The 17,236-nt window shown below is 71.1% G+C and carries 16 protein-coding genes; 3 read left to right on the forward strand and 13 right to left on the reverse strand.

Translation table 11 applies throughout. The features are described from left to right. Positions 1-29: 29 nt before the first annotated feature. Positions 30-851: a VOC family protein gene (locus tag OVA15_RS09875; RefSeq protein WP_082677015.1), complete on the forward strand. Its 822-nt coding sequence runs from the start codon at positions 30-32 to the stop codon at positions 849-851. Between the two features lie 169 nt (positions 852-1,020). After that, complete coding sequence (locus tag OVA15_RS09880; protein ID WP_251714352.1) at positions 1,021-1,365, forward strand: cupin; 345 nt, start codon at positions 1,021-1,023, stop codon at positions 1,363-1,365. Positions 1,366-1,377: 12 nt separating this feature from the next. On the opposite strand, the gene OVA15_RS09885 is transcribed toward OVA15_RS09880, so the two are convergent. The 12 genes from OVA15_RS09885 to OVA15_RS09940 form a co-directional block, all read right to left on the reverse strand. After that, on the reverse strand, positions 1,378-2,286 hold the full coding sequence (locus OVA15_RS09885; RefSeq protein ID WP_024289603.1) for a PaaI family thioesterase: 909 nt from the start codon (positions 2,284-2,286) through the stop codon (positions 1,378-1,380). Between the two features lie 216 nt (positions 2,287-2,502). Then, a complete protein-coding gene (locus OVA15_RS09890; RefSeq protein WP_268144665.1) occupies positions 2,503-3,081 on the reverse strand; it encodes a hypothetical protein in 579 nt (192 codons plus the stop codon). Positions 3,082-3,785: 704 nt separating this feature from the next. Next, positions 3,786-4,982 (reverse strand): MFS transporter, encoded by a 1,197-nt coding sequence (locus OVA15_RS09895; RefSeq protein ID WP_251714349.1) that lies wholly within the window; start codon positions 4,980-4,982, stop codon positions 3,786-3,788. A 22-nt stretch (positions 4,983-5,004) separates the two neighbouring features. Further along, positions 5,005-5,535, reverse strand: a complete 531-nt coding sequence (locus OVA15_RS09900) for a DedA family protein (RefSeq protein ID WP_268144667.1) — start codon at positions 5,533-5,535, stop codon at positions 5,005-5,007. Positions 5,536-5,662: 127 nt separating this feature from the next. Then, positions 5,663-6,655, reverse strand: coding sequence for a 2-hydroxyacid dehydrogenase (locus OVA15_RS09905; RefSeq protein WP_024289599.1), 993 nt, complete (start codon positions 6,653-6,655; stop codon positions 5,663-5,665). Positions 6,656-7,054: 399 nt separating this feature from the next. Beyond that, the gene (locus OVA15_RS09910) at positions 7,055-7,675 is read right to left on the reverse strand and encodes a superoxide dismutase (RefSeq protein WP_006214046.1); all 621 of its coding nucleotides are present in this window, start codon (positions 7,673-7,675) and stop codon (positions 7,055-7,057) included. A 103-nt stretch (positions 7,676-7,778) separates the two neighbouring features. After that, entirely contained in the window at positions 7,779-9,335 is a 1,557-nt protein-coding gene (locus tag OVA15_RS09915; RefSeq protein WP_268144669.1) for an alpha-amylase family glycosyl hydrolase, read from the reverse strand. Next, positions 9,281-9,949: a hypothetical protein gene (locus OVA15_RS09920; RefSeq protein ID WP_268144671.1), complete on the reverse strand. Its 669-nt coding sequence runs from the start codon at positions 9,947-9,949 to the stop codon at positions 9,281-9,283. The genes OVA15_RS09915 and OVA15_RS09920 overlap by 55 nt, the downstream gene beginning before the upstream one ends. Positions 9,950-10,586: 637 nt before the next feature. Continuing rightward, positions 10,587-11,546, reverse strand: coding sequence for an ABC transporter substrate-binding protein (locus OVA15_RS09925; RefSeq protein WP_024289597.1), 960 nt, complete (start codon positions 11,544-11,546; stop codon positions 10,587-10,589). After that, positions 11,543-12,223 (reverse strand): ABC transporter permease, encoded by a 681-nt coding sequence (locus OVA15_RS09930; protein WP_006214041.1) that lies wholly within the window; start codon positions 12,221-12,223, stop codon positions 11,543-11,545. The genes OVA15_RS09925 and OVA15_RS09930 overlap by 4 nt, the downstream gene beginning before the upstream one ends. Further along, positions 12,220-12,897 carry an ABC transporter permease gene (locus tag OVA15_RS09935; RefSeq protein WP_006214040.1) on the reverse strand — a complete coding sequence of 226 codons (678 nt, stop codon included), beginning with the start codon at positions 12,895-12,897 and terminating at the stop codon, positions 12,220-12,222. The genes OVA15_RS09930 and OVA15_RS09935 overlap by 4 nt, the downstream gene beginning before the upstream one ends. After that, entirely contained in the window at positions 12,894-14,063 is a 1,170-nt protein-coding gene (locus OVA15_RS09940; RefSeq protein WP_053448058.1) for an ABC transporter ATP-binding protein, read from the reverse strand. The genes OVA15_RS09935 and OVA15_RS09940 overlap by 4 nt, the downstream gene beginning before the upstream one ends. Positions 14,064-14,280: 217 nt before the next feature. Here OVA15_RS09940 and OVA15_RS09945 point away from each other — a divergent pair, with 217 nt between their 5' ends. Next, entirely contained in the window at positions 14,281-15,234 is a 954-nt protein-coding gene (locus tag OVA15_RS09945; protein WP_268144675.1) for a DUF808 domain-containing protein, read from the forward strand. A 109-nt stretch (positions 15,235-15,343) separates the two neighbouring features. Here the strand turns inward: OVA15_RS09945 and OVA15_RS09950 are convergent, their stop codons facing one another. Continuing rightward, complete coding sequence (locus tag OVA15_RS09950) at positions 15,344-17,212, reverse strand: ABC transporter ATP-binding protein (protein ID WP_024289595.1); 1,869 nt, start codon at positions 17,210-17,212, stop codon at positions 15,344-15,346. Positions 17,213-17,236 lie beyond the last annotated feature (24 nt).

Here is a 17,236-nt window from a genome sequence, read left to right on the forward strand (position 1 = left end):
ACGGCCCGGGCCCTGCCAGAGGAGCGCACGTGCCTGAGCAGAAGCTGAATCCCGTCCAGGGCGGACCGATCTGGATCGACCTGTCCACCCACGATCTCGACGGCGCCCAGAGGTTCTACTCCGAGCTGCTCGGCTGGTCCTTCCAGGACGGCGGCGAGGAGTTCGGGCACTACCACACGATCACTCACGAGGGACGGGCGATCGGCGGCGCCATGTCCTCGCTGATGGGCCCCGACGGACCCACCGAGGAGCCGAACGGCCCCACCACGTGGACCGTCTACCTGCGCACGTCGGACATCGCCGCCACGGTCTCCCGCGCGGAGTCCGCCGGGGCGCAGGTGCTCTTCCCGCCCATGGACGTGTCCGATCTGGGCTCCATGACCGTGCTCTCCGATCCGGCCGGGGCCGCCGTGGGCCTGTGGCAGCCGGGAACGTTCGACGGCATCCAGGCCGCCGCCGCGCCAGGGCTGCCCTGCTGGTTCGAGTGCATGTCCACCGACTACGACGCCTCCGAGGCCTTCTACCGCGACGTCCTGGACTGGGATATCGCGCGCATGGGCGAAGACGAGGCGGAGCAGTCCGAGGACGCACCCTCCGGCGTGCGCTACGCGACCCACGGCGCAGGCGAGGCCGCTGCCGCCGGTCTGTGCGAGGCCGCGAGCTTCCTGCCGGAGGGCACCCCGTCGTTCTGGCGCGTGTACTTCGGCGCGGAGGACGTGGACGCCGCGCTGTTGACCGCGACCCGTCTGGGCGGCACCGTCCTGGACGGACCCATGGACTCGCCCTTCGGCCGCCTGGCCACCGTGGCGGATCCGCAGGGTGCGAGCTTCCAGATCATCCAGGCGGTCTGAGGTCCCCGCGGTCCTCGTCGCGGCCGCTGGAGCGCGACGAGGACGCCGTGGTTCCGGGGCGCGCTGCACTTCCGCTCGTTGACCGGGATCAAGGCGCCTGGCGCGTCCAGCGGGCACCCTGAAGGCATCGGCTCACCGGAGCCGCATCCTGTCGAGACGGAGGACCGCCATGGAGCCGCTGCACCGCATCGCCAACGACCTGCTGGAGACCGCGCGGGGCGAGGAGAACGGACGAGCCGCTCGCCTGCTGGTCCACGACGGCCCGCTGCGGCAGACCCTCGTGGCCCTGCGAGCCGGCGCGGAGCTCGCCGAGCACAACTCGCCGCCCGCGGCCTCCATGCAGGTGCTGCGCGGCCGGGTCCACGTCACGGCCCAGGAGCACGACGAGCTCTCCGAGGGCGAGATCGCAGCCCTGACGCACCACCGCCACGGGGTCCTGGCCCAGGAGGACTCGGTATTCCTGCTCACCACGGTCACCGGCGTTGCCGGAATGGACAGCCACTGCGACCAATGAGGTCGTTCTTGCTCAGCCGCGGGCCCAGACGATCTCGCTCGAGCCCAGCAGCCGACCCTGCGGATCGCGGACCTGCGACTGCGTGATCGCGATCCGGCGGCCGTCCTTGAGCACCTCGACCCCCACGCTCAGGGGTGGGCCGTCAACCGGCACCGGGCGGTGATAGGTCGTCCCGATCGAGACGGCCCTGCGTGCGCCGTCCGCTGATCCGGGCCGGCTCAGCGCCTGGGCCGCCTCGCCACGGCCCTCGTGCGCGGCCTTGGCCGCGAGCATCCGTCCTGCCGCCAGCTCGTGCAGGCGCATCTGGATCCCGCCGTGCATGATCCCGGCGCTGTTGGCCGTGTCGGCGGAGGGGATCACGCTGAAGCGGCCGTCGTCGTCCCCGACAGGCTCCAGCGGCAGCAGCCGCGCCCAGTCCTGGGGCTCGGCGACCTCTCCCCACTGCTGTGTGGACTCCGGGCTGGAGCCCGCGTAGCCGCCCTGGCCGTCGACCGCCATGAAGCGTCCCAGCGCCTCGGCGACCGCGCGCCCGTCCTCGCCCACCAACACGCCGCGGGCCACGATGCCGGTCGGCCCCGCACTGAGCAGCTGGCCCGCACCGCGCAGCGTCTCCCCCGAGCGCGGCGCGCTGAGCTGCTCGACCCGCAGCGACAGCGTGAGCATGGACTCGCCCTTCCCCAGCCCCTCCCGGATGCCCTGGGCCACGGAGATGTCCGCGGCGACTCCCAGATGGCTCGCCACGGGATCCTGGGGCATGCGCGCCAGCACGGCGAGGTGCTCGCCGTGGATTGTCGTCACGCGCGTCCCGCCCGTGAGATCGCCGGGCTGACGGGGGCTGCGGACGACGGTGGCGTCATCGGCGAGGAAGTCGCGGCCGATCGCCTGGAGCGCGGGCGAGGGAAGCATCTGCCGGAAGGGCATGGAGAACTCCTGAGGTCGGGGCCGCTCTCACCTTAGGTCGTTCACCGTCGCCCAGGTCAGAGCGGCTCTGCTCAGACGACTCCCGTTGAAGCCGCACATGCACCACCGCTCAGCGCTGATGACCTGCGGTGGTGCGGCCTCGTCCCACGCGTCAGTTCAAGCCGCACCAATGACTCCGATCGACTCTGATCAGGTGCGCAAATGCGGCTTCGAAGCTCAGCGACCCGCTCTCGCAGCCCGTACCAGTCGGACCGCTTCCGGAGCTGTCCCAGGCACTTCCTGGCGCATGTCCTTCCAGCTCAGGCGGATCTCGCGCCAGCCGGCGGCGACGGTCGCTCGCTCGCGTTCGATATCTCGGACTCGCTGATCGATGCCGTCGTGGTGGGGGCCCTCGATCTGCAAGGCAAGACGATTCCCCACGTCCGCCAGATCGGGCCAGACTGATCGATGCCCGGGCGCCGTCAGCTCGATGTCGGTGACCCACCCCCGGAGACCGAAGGCCTCCAGCAGCAGGCGCATTCGCGTCTCCAGCGCCGAGTCCACGGCGGGGAGCGCACGCTCGAGTCCCTGCCGCACCCGCGCGACGCCGCGCACACGCGACATCCGCCGCAGATCGGTCGCCATCGTCTCCAGCGGACGAAGGCACCCCAGGCCGGCTCGAGGGCCCGTCGAGTGCTCATCGATGATGCCCTCCAGCAGAACGAGCAGGTCGTCGTCGGTGAGCAGCGGTCGGCCCCGGCCGCGGGTCATCCCGGCCAGATCGACGGCGGTCCGCGTGGGCCCGGTGACCAGCATTTCCGCGCGCATCACGACATCCTCAGGGACCAGGAGTGCTCGGTGCCCGACGACGCCGATCCGTCTGGGGGCTTTCCGGCCAGCCGTCTGGGTGAGGTGGACCGCTGTGGAGCCGCGAAGGCGCTTCGAGAGTCGCAGACCGAGCACCTGCGCCGCGGTGACATGACTGATCACAGCTCCTGGAGTCACCACCTGAGCCGGCAGCGCCAGCGACGGGGCGTGCCCCGGCGGAGTCTCCGGTGCCCGATGCTCCGTACAGGACCAGAGGCTGCGCCCTTCGCTGCCATACGCCCTGCCGGAGAGCTGTGCTCGCGTCAGGCCAGCGGCGCGTGCGTCGTCGAGGGTGAATGTGCGCGCCTGCAGAGACGCCGGCGGATGATGCGGTGGTGTGGGCATGGGCCCCATCGCACTCCGACCGACGACCGGCTCCAGCTCTCTGCCCCTCCGAAGAGGATGCTGCGACGGGCGCACCCTGGAAATGTGTCGCTGTGGAGCCGCGAAGGATGGGCGGCCTGCAGTCATGCGCCCTCATCGAGGCCGCACCACCGCATGTCATCACGTCCGATCAGCAGCAAAGGTGCGGCCTCGGCGCGGCGTCTTCGCTCATGCCGCAGCATCGCAGGCCATGGGGCGGGATCAGAGGAATACGTGCGGCCTCAACCGAGGGGGCGGGGCGGCAGGTGCAGGACGACGACAGCGGCGGATCAGCTGCGCAGCGCGCGCTCCGCGCCGGAGGCGGCCAGCACGGCGCAGGACAGCCAGATCGCACTCGCAGGCCCCAGCGGGGCGGCGACCGCGCCGGCGATCAGCGGCATCCCCACCTGTCCCAGCCGGTTGGCCATCAGACGGACGGCCAGCGCCGAGCCGCGCCAGCTGGAGGGAACGGCCGTGGTGATCATGGACATGGTCAGCGGCTGGCCGAGCCCCAGGAAGAAGCCGCCGATCGCCAGCAGCAGTCCCGCCAGCCACACGTGGCCCATCACGAACGGCGGCACCGCGAGCGCGATCGCCGATCCCAGCAGGCTGGCCTTGAGCAGTCCCGGCCGGGAGAAGCGGACCACCAGCTTGGGCAGCACCACGCGCGAGAGGATCGAGGCCCCGCCGCGGATGGCCAGCAGTGCACCCACGACCACCGGGGCCACCCCCGCCTGCTCGCCGACCAGCGGCAGGAACGCGGTGAGGATGTCGAGCATGGCCAGCAGCCCGAGCGAGGCGGTCATCTGCGGCGTGACACCGGGGGTGCGCATGACGCGGGCGATGGAGGCGCGCGGCGCGTCGTCGTCGGAGGAGGCAGCGGGCCGAAGCGTCCCGGAGCTGGTGCGCAGGACGACCGGAAGCAGCGCGGCCAGCGCCAGTCCCGCCCCGACCCACAGGGCGAGCTCGATCCGCGCCAGGCCGTCGGCGGAGCCGGTGACCGACTGCGAGCCCACGAGCGCCCCGCCCAGCAGCGGCCCGAGCATCTGCCCCACCGAGTACGAGGCGGTGAACCAGCCGAAGCCGGCATCCAGGCGGTCGTCGGGAGCGATGCGCGCGATCGAGGTCTGCCCCGCGATCGTGAAGGCCAGGTGCCCCAGCCCGAGCACCGCGCTGGCGGCGGCGATGCCCAGCACCGATGGCAGCAGGGCCAGCCCGGCGCCGCCGATGCCCAGCATGGCCACGCCGGCGCAGAGCATCAGGCGCAGCGAGGACATGCGGTCGGAGACCCGTCCGAGCCACAGCGCGGTGAACAGCGGCAGGATCGCGTAGGCGGCCGTCGTGATGCCGATCGTGAGCGGGCCGGCGTCCAGGGCGATCAGCTTATAGCTCGTGATGGGGCGCAGCAGGTTCAGCCCGGTCTGGGTCAGCGCCCCAGCCAGGCACAGCAGCCACAGCCACATGAGGGAGCGCGGGGAACGGGTCATCGTCGACGAGGATACGCCCGTGTCAGTCCAGGGGCGCGGCGACCTCCGGGTCGAGCCGCCGGCGGGCGTCGCGGCGCCTCCAGTAGGCGCGCAGCCCCAGCACCAGCGCGATCACGACGACGACCACCGAGGCCGTCACCACCGGCTGGCGCAGCCAGGCCTGCAGCACGGCCATCCCGACCGTTCCGTAGATGCAGCCCCAGAAGAAGGTGCCCGCGAGCATGGCCGGGATCCATCGCACCAGGGGCATGCGGGTCAGCCCGGTCGTGACGATGACCGCCGTCTGGAATCCCACGGTGAGGAAGCATGCCGGGACGGCCAGCACGCCCCACCGGTTCACGAAGGCCTCGGCGCGCAGGTACGCCGGGGAGGCGACGACGCGCTGCACGAGCCGCGAACGACGGCCCCCGCTGCCGGCCGCGCGCGCGATCCCGTACATGATCGACGTCCGCAGGATGCCCACGGCCCAGAAGAAGAGGATGGCGCCCACGACGGGCAGCGATTCGATCCACTGCCCTATCGCCTCGAGGGAGGAGGGGGCCTGGTCGTCCATCCCGCCAGGCTACAAGTGCGCGGAGCCGCTGGTTGGCGACGAGGTGTCGCCCGCCAGCACGCACGACGACGGCGCCGCCCCCTCGCGCGAGGAGAGCGGCGCCGTCGTCGATCGGTCCTATCGGGCCTCAGCTCTTCTTGGCCTCCGGGTTCACGGCGTAGGGCGGGACCTCGCCGGCGGCGATCGCGATCGCGTTCTGGGCGCACATCTCGCCCATGCGGGCGCGGGCGGACTTCTCCGCCGAGCCGATGTGCGGCAGCAGGTACGCGTTGGGCAGATCGATCAGCCCCGGCTCGAGCACCGGCTCGTTCTCGAAGACGTCCAGCCCGGCGGCCGAGATCTCGCCGTCCTGCAGCGCGGCCACGAGCGCCTTCTCGTCCACCACCGGTCCGCGGGCGGTGTTGACCAGCACCGCGGTGGGCTTCATGGCCGCGAGCTCCTTCTGGCCGATCAGGTGCCGGGTGCCGTCGCTGAGCGGGACGTGCAGGGAGATGTGATCGGAGGTCTCGAGCAGCTCCTGGAACGGGACCTGCTTCACCTTGCCGGCCAGATCGCCGAGCTCGTCGTCGGAGACCTCGCGGTCTTCCGGGGCGCGCTGGACGAACACGACCTCCATGCCGAAGCCCAGGGCACGACGGGCCATCGCCTTGCCGATCCGTCCCAGGCCCACGATGCCCAGACGCGTGCCCGAGACGTCCTCGGAGAGCATCTCGTTGGGTGCCAACGGCTGGAACTGCCCGCCGCTCTCGCGCACGATCTGCTGCATCTCATAGGCGCGACGGGCGGCGCCCAGCAGCAGGAGCATGGCGATGTTCGCCGTGGGATCCGTGACTGCATCCGGGGTGTTGCCGATCAGCAGGCCGTGCTCGGTGGCGGCGTCGACGTCGAAGTTGTTGAAGCCCACGCCGAAGTTCGCGAAGCCCTTGACCTTGGCTCGTGACATGAGGTCGGCGTCGACCTTCTGGGACAGCTGCTGGATCACGGCGTCGTACTCGCCGCCGCTGACCGCTGCGTCGAAGTCCTCGGGGGAGATCCCCTCGATGACCTCGAGCTCACCGACCTCGCGCAGCATGTCCTCGGCGGGGCCGGGGACGGTGAACGTGCACAGGAACTTCGGCATGGGGCTTCCTCTCGACGGGCTCTCGACGCACGGGCCAGGGCTGTCCGCTGGGGCCAGCGGTCGCGTGCGGCCCGTGTCACACGCATCCTTCCCATCGTCGCCCGGAACCGCGCTCGAGTCCACCGCGCACCCGTCGTCGGCGCCAGCCACCTGCACCCCGCGCCGAGATCCCGCTTCCGTGCGCCCAGAGTGCCGAGATCATGCTTCCGTGCACCGAATCGGCGATCTGGCGCATTTGAGCATGATCTCGGCGCACCACCTCGCTGCGCCTACAAGGCGGGAGGGAGCGGGCCCGGGCATGGCAGCGCCCCCGTGCCCGAAGGGGCGACGGGGGCGTTGCGGGCGGACTCGGCCGCGCTCAGGCGGTCGGAGTCAGCTGCTGTTCGGAGACGGTCGGTCTCAGACGAGCGAGGAGGCGCCGGCGCGGGCCTTCTCCAGGCGCTGGGCGACGTCCTCCCAGTTCACGACGTTCCACCAGGCCTTGACGTAGTCCGGCTTCACGTTCTGGTAGTCCAGGTAGAAGGCGTGCTCCCACATGTCCAGCTGCAGCAGCGGGAACGTGGCGACGGGGACGCCGTTCTGCTGGTCGTACATCTGCTCGATCACCAGGTTGCCGGCGATCGGCTCGTAGGCGAGGATCGCCCAGCCGGAGCCCTGGATCGTGGTGGCCACAGCGGTGAACTGCGCCTGGAAGTTGTCGAAGGAGCCGAAGGCGTCATCGATCGCGGAAGCCAGCTCGCCGGTGGGCTTGTCGCCGCCGTCCGGGGACATGTTCTTCCAGAAGATCGAGTGGTTGATGTGACCGCCCAGGTTGAACTGGAGGTCCTTGGAGAGCTTGGCAGCACCGGCGGCGTCGCCGTTGGCGCGGGCCTCCTCCATGGACTCGAGGGCCTTGTTGGCCGCGGTCACGTAGGTGTTGTGGTGCTTGTCGTGGTGCAGCTCCATGATGCGACCGGAGATATGCGGCTCCAGTGCGGCGAAATCATAGGGCAGGTCGGGCAGAACGAACTTCTCAGCCATGAGACTTCCTTCCTTCGTCGAAGTGACTCTTCCATCCAATAGTTCTGAGTCACTCAGGTCAAGGTGGTTCAGCCAAGGGCTGAGGAAAATCTCAGTGTGCTGATCACCGGGGGATGACGCGGACCCAGGACCAGCCGTGGGCCTCGAGCAGGATGCCTTCGCGCAGGTCGATCTCGACGTCGTCGCGCAGTCGCGTGCCTCGCGGGAGGAAGCCAGACAGCGTCTCGCCGGTCACGAACTGGGCCCAGTCCGAGAAGTTGGCCAGGCACAGGACGACGGTCTGCGGCAGCTCGCCGTCGGGGCGCAGCCCCACCCGCTGGAGCCCGAGCACGGCGGGGTTCCGAGTGTCGAAGTCCACGACCTCCTGTCCCTCGAACTCGAAGGCAGCCGCGCGCATCTGGGCCAGACGGCGGATGGTGCCGTAGACCTGCCCGGCTGTCGCGAAGAAGTCATGGCGGCTCTCGAGCGCCGAGGCCTCGAGCCGCGGTCGGTGCAGCCAGCGCGGATCGTCGGCATGGCCGGGCTCTCGCTGCCAGTCGACGTCGTTGAGCACGGCGAGCTCATCGCCGAGCCACAGCTCGGGCACCCCGCTCATGCTGAAGGCCACCGCGTGGGCCAGCAGCAGGCGCGCGGCGCCGGCTCCGGGCTCCTCGCGGACGCCGCTGAGCGAGGCCGAGGTGCCGCAGACCCCGTGCTCGGTGCGCACGCATCCGGACTCGGCCGCGAAGGCACCGGGGAAGCCGCCGGTGTAGAACCGGTCCAGGAACTCGCGATGCGCCTGCGGATCGATGCCCTCGGGGACGTCCTGGGGGCCGAAGCCCCAGCTCAGGGCGTCGTGCTGGCGCACCGGCAGCAGCCGCCCGGTGCCCGCGCTCGCCCCGGGCTGCGGAACCGCGCGCTCGAGCATCTCGACGCTGCGGGTGGCCAGTGCGCTCCAGATCAGCGACGTCCGCCCGAGCCCCTGCCCCACCGGGGCGCCCTCGGACCGGACATCATCGGCATCCTGGGTCTCGAGCACGCTCGAGGGCGCGGCGATGCGCAGCACCTCGGCCAGCGCCTCCAGGACCAGCAGGCCGCGGCGGTGGGATTCGCGGGCGTCGTCGCCGCTCCACAGGCGGCTGGCGGGATCGACGCGCAGGACCTGCGCCCCCAGCCCGGCCACGTGCAGCAGCTCGCCCGCCACGCACAGCAGGACGTGCGGCGAGGTCCAGTCGAGATCCCACTGCTCCGGTGCGGCGGTGGAGCGCACGAGCCGGGGATCGAACCGGCTGCCCGGATTCAGCGGCGCCCACTCCCGGCCTGCGGCCGAGCGGGCCTGGGCTTCGTCGAGCGTCAGCGGCCGCGACGACCCCCGACGCGTCCCCCGCCGCACCTGGTAGAGGCGCTCGAAGTACTCGCTGCCATCGGCGGCGGCCCGCGCCCAGTCGTGGTCCGACGACGTCCTCGACGTCACGACGTCGAGCATCAGCGAGATCCCCGCCCGGCGCAGGGCATCGGCGAGCCGCCGCAGGTCGTCGGCACCGCCCAGGCGGGGATCGGTCTCGCGGTGGCTGGAGACCGCGAATCCACCGTCCGGACGCTCGGGATGCGCGCGGAAGGGAGGCATCAGCCGCAGATGCGTGACCCCCAGCTGCTGCAGATAGGGGATGCGCTCCTGCACGCCGGAGAACCCGCCGGCCCACCGATCGGCGTAGGCGGCCGCTGCGAACGAGCCGCGCGAGAGCCACCAGGGCTGAGCCCCTCGGCCGCCGCATCGGCCTGGCGCAGCGCACTGGAGCGGGCGGCCCAGGACCCTGCCAGCATGACGGCGAGATCCCCGACGACGACCGCCAGCTCCTGGTGCTCGGCCCGGTCTCCGTAGATCTCCACGATCAGCTCGACGAGCCGCCCCAGATGCTCCTCGGCGCGGCGGCGGAAGGCCGAGGCGTCGGGAAGGTGCCGCAGGGCATCGTCATCGAGGCGCGTCCGCGCCACGCGCAGCAGGTCGGCATGCGGAGCCTCGGCCCGCTCGGGGAGCTCCCGCTCGCGGGGGCTCGGTGCGAAGGCCTCGACGGACCGCTCGGCCGGTCGATGCGCGGTGAGGCCCTCGGAGCTCTCGGCGGCTGCGAGGGCCGCGGCGGCATCGCCGCCGCTCAGGTCCGCATGCGGCCGTGCGACCGAGCGCCGACGTCGGCCGACGGTCCCGGATCCTGCCCCATGGACGGAGGCGCCGGGACGGTCGTCGTCGGGGTGGTCGGGTGCGGAGATCGCGAGCTCAGTGATGTCTTCTCCCAAAGGTCAACCCGCGTGGGCAGCAGCGGGAACGGCTCAGGATCTCCATCGACTCCGAGTAGGTGCGTCTGCCCCGACGAGCGGCGCGGGCACGAGGTGCGCAGGTCGCTTCGAGTCGGGACGCCGCCAGCATAGTCAGCACATAGCAGGAAGCCACTTCCAGGAAGCGCTGTGACACTGTGGGCGGTCTGGGGGGGGGCATTTCGGCAGATGACGCGGAGATCACCCGCCCCTGCGCACCCATCCACCACCGCCCACAGCCGGTCCACACGGTGATCCACAGAGGTCTCCACAGCTGGTGGATAGTCCTCCGTGTCGCGCACAGGTTGTCCACCGGGTTATCCACAGGCGAAGCGCGTTCGGGAAGGGCGTTCAGGGGTCAGCAGCAGCCGCATTCGGCCCAATGCGCACTGAATCCCCAGGTCAGGGGCCGTTTCTCTGCAACGATCCCCTTCCATGAAAGGTCACGTAGCACAGTCGGGCCGCACTCGCGAAGCTGTGGAATCCACCGTTCACTCTGTGGAAAGCCCGTCTGAGAGTGTGGAGAACAGGGCTTGCCCTGGGGACAGCACGCAGCCAGAGCGGCTGTGAAGGCCGCCAGCATGCTGATCCCGGCGTCCCCAGCCTGTGGAGCGGCCCGTCAGCCGACTCGATAGCCGTTGTCCGCCAACCAGCCCTCAGCCGCCTGCTGTGCGGAGATCGCCTGATCGCCGCTGATCTCCTGATTGAGCTCGAGCAGGTCCTCGGTGCTCAGCTTCTCCGAGACGCCGTCGAGCACCTCCTCGGCCCCGTCGGGAAGGCGCTGCGGGGACACGAGCGGGATGACCTGCTGCGCGGCGAAGTTGCTGCGCGGGTCCTCGAGCACCACCAGGTCCTCCTCCACGATGGCCGGCGTGGTCGTGAAGATGTCGGCGGCATCGGCGTCGCCGCTGGTCAGGGCGTCGACGGTGAGCGGGCCGCCGGCGTCGTTGATCGGCTGGAAGGACGCGGGCTCGCAGCCGTAGACGGAGGCCAAGCCGTCGAGGCCGTAGGAACGCTCCTGGAACTCCGGGGCGCCCGCGAAGGTCATGTCCGCGCACAGCGGGGCGAGATCCTCGAGGCTGCGCAGCCCGTGCTCGTCAGCGGTCTGGCGCGTGACCACGATCGAGTCCTTGTTCTGGGCCGGCGACGGCTCGAGCACCGACAGCCCCGGAGGCATGGCCTCGGGAAGCTCCTGCAGGATCTCCTCCTCCCCGGTGGCCGTGGCCTCCGGATCGAAGTAGGTCAGCAGGTTGCCCGTGTAGTCCGGGACGGCGTCGATCGAGCCGTCCTGCAGGGCCCCGATGTACGCCTCGCGGGCGCCGATCCCCGGCTCCGTGTCCGCCTCGATGCCCTCGGAGCGCAGGGCCCCGGCATAGATCTCGGCGATGATCTGCGACTCCGGGAAGTCGGCCGAGCCCACGGTGACGGAGCCGTCCGGCGTGCTGGCTCCCCCACCGGTGGCCAGCGGGTCCGAGTTCAGCCCGCAGCCGGTCAGCCCGAGCATGAGCGCCGCGCCGAGGGCCAGGACCGGACGACGGCTGCGCTCGGCCGGGGAGGGTCGGAATGCGGGTCCGGTCACGGTGTGCCTCCTTCGGGACGACGGATGCCGGGCGAGGTGAGCCCGCGCTGCAGCAGCGAGAGCAGGGCATCGACCAGCAGCGCGAGCACGGCCACGAGCAGCACCGAGCCGAGCATCCGGCCGTAGTCGCGCACGGCGAGCCCGTCGATCAGGTAGCGGCCCAGTCCGCCCAGGTTGATGTAGGCGGCCACGGTGGTCGTGGAGATGACCTGCAGGGCGGCGTTGCGCACCCCGCCCATGATCACCGGCACCGCCAGGGGCAGCTCCACGCGGGTGAGGACCTGCCACGGCGTCATGCCCTGGGCGATCACGGCGTCGCGGACCCGCGGGGAGACCTCGGCCACGCCCACGCAGGCCGCGCTGAGGATCGGCGGGACGGCCAGGATCACGAGCGCCAGCAGCGGAGGGACGAGCCCTAGGCCCATGAGCAGCGAGAACAGGGTCAGCAGGCCCAGGGTCGGCAGGGCGCGCAGGGCGCCGGCAGCGCCGATGACCGCTGCGGCCCCGCGCCCGGTGTGCCCGATCGCCGCTCCCAGCGGCACCGCCAGCACGACGGCGATCAGCATGGTCAGCCCGGAGTACTCGAGGTGCTCCAGGATCCGCATGGGGATCCCGGCGCTGCCGCTCCACTGCTCGGGATCCGACAGCCAGGACCAGGTCAGCTCGATCAGGTTCATGCCGCACCTCCCGTCGCGGCCACGCGCGCGTGGACCCGGCGACCGGGTCGCTGCCAGCGCGTCAGGCCCAGTCCGAGCAGGCGCAGCAGCTGATCCAGCACCAGGGCGAGCACGACCGTGAGCACCACGCCGACCGCGATCTCCTCGACGATCCCGCGGCGCAGCCCGTCCGTGAACAGCGTGCCCAGCGACTGGATGCCGATGACCGCGCCGACCGAGACCATGGAGATGTTGGCCACCAGCGCGGTGCGGACGCCCGCGAGCATCACGGGCACGGCCAGAGGCAGCTCAACAGCCCAGAAGCGCTGCCACCGGGTGTACCCCAGCGCCGAGGCGGCCTGGCGCACGTGGGGATCCACCGAGTCGAAGGCGTCGGCGCACGAGCGGACCAGCAGCGCGATCACGTAGAGGCTCAGGGCCACGATCACGTTCCACACGGAGGTGATCAGCGTGCCCAGGATCAGCGGCAGGAGCACGAACAGGGTCAGCGACGGGATCGTGTAGAGCAGCGCCGACCCGTTGATCAGCAGCGGGCGCAGCCACCGCGAGCCCACGGCCGCGCGTGCCACCGGGATCGACACCAGCAGCCCCACGACCACCGGCACGATCGACTGCACCAGGTGGGTGAGCAGCAGCTGGCCCACCCACTCGAGGTTGTCCTGCAGCCAGCTCACCGGCCGGCCTCCCGCTCGCGGCGCACGTCCTCGATGGCCGCGAGCACGTCCTCGGGCCGCAGGACGCCGCGCACCCGTCCGTCGTCGTCCACCGCCACGGCCAGACCCGACGGCGACGACAGCGCCGCGTCCAGCGCCGAGCGCAGCGGGGCGCCCCGGCGATGGAGGGAACCGCCCACGCGCTGCGCGTCGGAGCGGTCGGCGAGCGCCGGCTCGGACTCGCCGCCGCCCCACGGAGCGGTCCTGCCTGCGCCCGGAAGCGGGGCGAGCCAGCCGATGGGGCGGCCGTCGTCGTCGACCTCGAGCGTCCACTCCCCGGCCGCGGCGTGGCCGCCGAGCGTGGTCGTGCTGCCCTGCGGATCGCGGACCCGCACGCCGCTGAGCACGACGTCCGCCTGATCGAACTCGAGCGCCCGGAAGCCGCGGTCGCGGCCCACGAACTCGGCGACGAAGCCGTCGACCGGCGCCCGCAGGACCTGCTCGGGGGTGTCGTACTGCGCCAGGCGGCCGCCCTGGGCCATCACGGCCACGCGGTCGCCCAGCATGACCGCCTCGTCCATGTCGTGGGTGACGAACACGATCGTCTTGTCGAGGCGGTGCTTCAGCTCGATCACCTCGCGCTGCAGATCGGCGCGCACGAGCGGATCCACCGCGGAAAAGGGCTCGTCCATGAGCAGGATCGGCGGGTCGGCGGCCAGTGCGCGGGCCACGCCCACGCGCTGCTGCTGTCCTCCCGACAGCTGCGAGGGATAGCGCGAGCCCAGCGCGGGATCCAGCCCGATGATCTCCATGAGCTCCTCGGCGCGCTTGCGCCCGGAGGCCCGCGAGCCGCCCTGCAGCCGAGGCACGGTCATGATGTTCTCGCTGACGGTGCGGTGCGGCATCAGGCCCGAGGCCTGCATGACATAGCCCATCGAGCGGCGCAGCCGGTGGGCGGGGACGCTGGAGACGTCGCGGCCGTCGACCTCCACGACCCCGGAGCTCGGCTCGACCATGCGGTTGATCATCCGCAGCGACGTGGTCTTGCCGCAGCCGGACGGGCCCACGAAGACCGTCAGGGAGCCGCGGGGGACCTCGAGATCAAGGTCGTCCACCGCAGTGGTGCCGTCCGGGTAGGTCTTGCGCACACCGCGGAAGGCGATGGCGATCTCATCGCTTGCGTTCACAGGAGGTCCTGACGTCGGGGAGCTCCACTGTAAGCCAGTCCGGCCCGAGTTCCCTCAGCAAGCTGGCAGTTCATCGGATGTTCCGGGCGATGCCCTCGTGGGATCGGACGATTCGCGGCCGCGGCGCTTACCCTGCTGGCATGACCCGGACCCCCGCGCTCCCGCGCCCCCTGTGCCCCCTCGCGGCCGTCGCCGTCCTGCCGAGCCGAGGCGCGCGATGAGCGGCGGTCTGATCGCGCTGCTGGACGACGTCGCGGCGATCGCCAAGGTGACCGCGGCCTCCGTCGACGACATCGGCGCCGCCACCGGACGCGCCTCGATCAAGGCCGCCGGTGTGGTGGTCGACGACACCGCCGTGACCCCCCAGTACGTCAAGGACGTGGAGGCCTCGCGCGAGCTGCCGATCATCTGGCGGATCACCAAGGGATCGCTGCGCAACAAGCTGCTGATCATCCTGCCGATCGCGCTGCTGCTGAGCCAGTTCGCGCCCTGGGCGCTCACGCCGATCCTCATGCTGGGCGGGTCCTACCTGTGCTTCGAGGGCGCCGAGAAGATCTGGGGAGCGCTGTCCGGGCACTCCCACGAGGAGCCGGCCGTCGACCAGGACGCGGCCTCCGACGGCAAGTCCGCCGAGGACAAGATGGTCGCAGGCGCCGTGCGCACCGACCTGATCCTCTCGGCGGAGATCATGGTCATCTCCCTCAACGAGGTCGCCTCCGAGGGCTTCCTCTCCCGCCTGATCATCCTGGCGATCGTGGCCGTGGTCATCACGGGCGTGGTGTACGGGGTCGTGGCGCTGCTGATCCGCATGGACGACGCCGGGCTCAAGCTCGCCTCCACCGGCTCCGGGGCGCTGCAGACGATCGGGCGCGGCATGGTCAAGGCCATGCCGAAGATCCTGCAGGTCATCTCGGTCGTCGGCACCGTCGCCATGCTCTGGGTGGGCGGGCACATCATCCTCGTGGGCCTGGACGAGTTCGGCTGGCACGCCCTCTACGGCTTCGTGCACCACATGGGCGAAGCCGCCGCTCACGTGGTGCCCGTCCTCCAGGCCGCCGTGTCCTGGATCGTGAACACCTTCTTCTCGGCGGTGCTCGGACTGATCTGGGGCGCGATCATCGTGCTCGTCGTGACGCTGATCCAGAAGGCCCGCGGCAAGTCGGCCCACTGACGCCCGCTGCCGTCAGCCGACGGCCGTTTCCTCAACCCACCCGCATCGAGTGGCACCGCAGTGTGCTGTGCCCCGTTGAGTGGCCCCGCGGGCCCGACGACGCGACCGATCACTCCTGGTCGGCGAACTGCGTCTCGTAGAGCTCGGCGTACCGGCCTCCGGCGGCCAGCAGCTCGTCGTGGGGGCCCTGCTCGACCACGCGGCCGCCCTCGATCACCAGGATCCGGTCGGCGCGGCGGATGGTCGAGAGCCGGTGGGCGATCACCAGGGCGGTGCGCTCGGCCATGGCCTCGTCGAGCGCGGCCTGCACGAAGGCCTCGCTCGTGGAGTCGAGCGCGGAGGTGGCCTCGTCCAGGATCACCACGCGCGGGGAGGCCAGCAGCAGCCGCGCGATGGTCAGCCGCTGCCGCTCGCCGCCCGAGAGCCGGTAGCCGCGCTCCCCGATCATGGTGTCGAGCCCGTCGCCGAGCTCGCGCACCACATGGTCCATGCGCGCGCGGGACAGCGCGGACCACATCTGCTCGTCGTCGGCGTCGGGCGCGGCCAGCGCGAGGTTCTGCCGGATCGTCTCGTGGAACAGGTGCCCGTCCTGCGTGACCATCCCGACGGCGCCCTGCAGATCCGTGAACGAGGTCTCGCGCACGTCCACCCCGCCGATGCGCACGGCCCCTGAGGTGGCGTCGTAGAGGCGCGGGACCAGTGAGGCGATCGTGGACTTGCCGGCGCCCGAGGACCCCACGAGCGCCACGGTCTGACCGTGCTCCACCGTGAAGTCCACACCGTGCAGCACCTCCTCGCCCACCCGGGAGTCGAGGGCGCTGACGTCCTCGAGCGAGGCCAGCGAGGTCTGCTCGGCGGAGGGATACGTGAAGCGCACCTGGTCGAACTCGACGGACACGGGACCGTCGGGGATCGCCCGGGGGTTCTCGGGCTCGCGGATCAGGGGCTCGAGGTCGAGGATCTCGAAGACCCGCTCGAAGCTCACCAGCGCGCTCATGATGTCCAGGCGGGCATTGGCGAGCATGGTCAGCGGGGTGTACAGCCTGGTCAGGAGCAGGGCGAGGGTGACCACCTGGCCGGCGTCGAGATTCCCGACGATCGCCTGCACGCCGCCCACGCCGTAGACCAGCGCGAGCGCCAGCGCCGAGACCAGGGTCAGGGCGGTGAGGAACGTGGCCTGGAGCATGGCCACCCGCACCCCGATGGTGCGCACGCGACCTGCGCGGCGGGCGAACTCGTCGGACTCGGACTGCGGCTTGCCGAACAGCTTGATGAGTGTGGCCCCGCCGGCGGAGAACCGCTCGGTCATCTGCGTGGACATCGAGGCGTTGTGCTGGGCCGCCTCGCGCTGCAGCCTGGCCAGCCGCCCGCCCATCAGCCGCGCGGGGATCAGGAAGATGGGCAGCAGCAGGACCGACAGGAGGGTGACCTGCCATGAGATCGAGACCATCACCCCGACGGTGAGGATCAGCGAGACCAGGTTCGAGACCACCCCGGACAGCGTGTTGGAGAACGCGCGCTGGGCGCCCAGGACGTCGTTGTTCAGCCGCGAGATCAGCGCTCCCGTGCGGGTGCGGGTGAAGAAGGCGACCGGCAGGGTCTGCACGTGGTCGTAGACGGCGGTGCGCAGGTCGAGGATGAGCCCCTCCCCGATCGTCGACGACAGCCAGCGGTTGAGTATGCCGAAACCGGCATCCAGCACGGCGATCAGCGCGATCAGCAGCGCCAGGCGCACGACGAGATCCACCGAGCCGCTGCCGGTGATCGCATTGACCACGCGGCCCGCGAGCACCGGGGTGATCACGCCGAGCACCGCCACGACCACCGACGTCAGCAGGAAGCCCAGCAGCATCCGGGAGTGCGGTCGGGCGAAGCGCACCACGCGGCCGACGGTCTCGCGGGAGATGCGCGATCCCTTGAGGCTCTCGCTCTGCGTGGCCGAGCGCATCAGGGCCCAGGGGGAGGCGTTCATGCTCATCCCGCCCACGCTAGACCCGGTCCG

This window comes from Kocuria sp. SL71 (genome assembly GCF_026672465.1).
Taxonomy (GTDB): domain Bacteria; phylum Actinomycetota; class Actinomycetes; order Actinomycetales; family Micrococcaceae; genus Kocuria; species Kocuria palustris.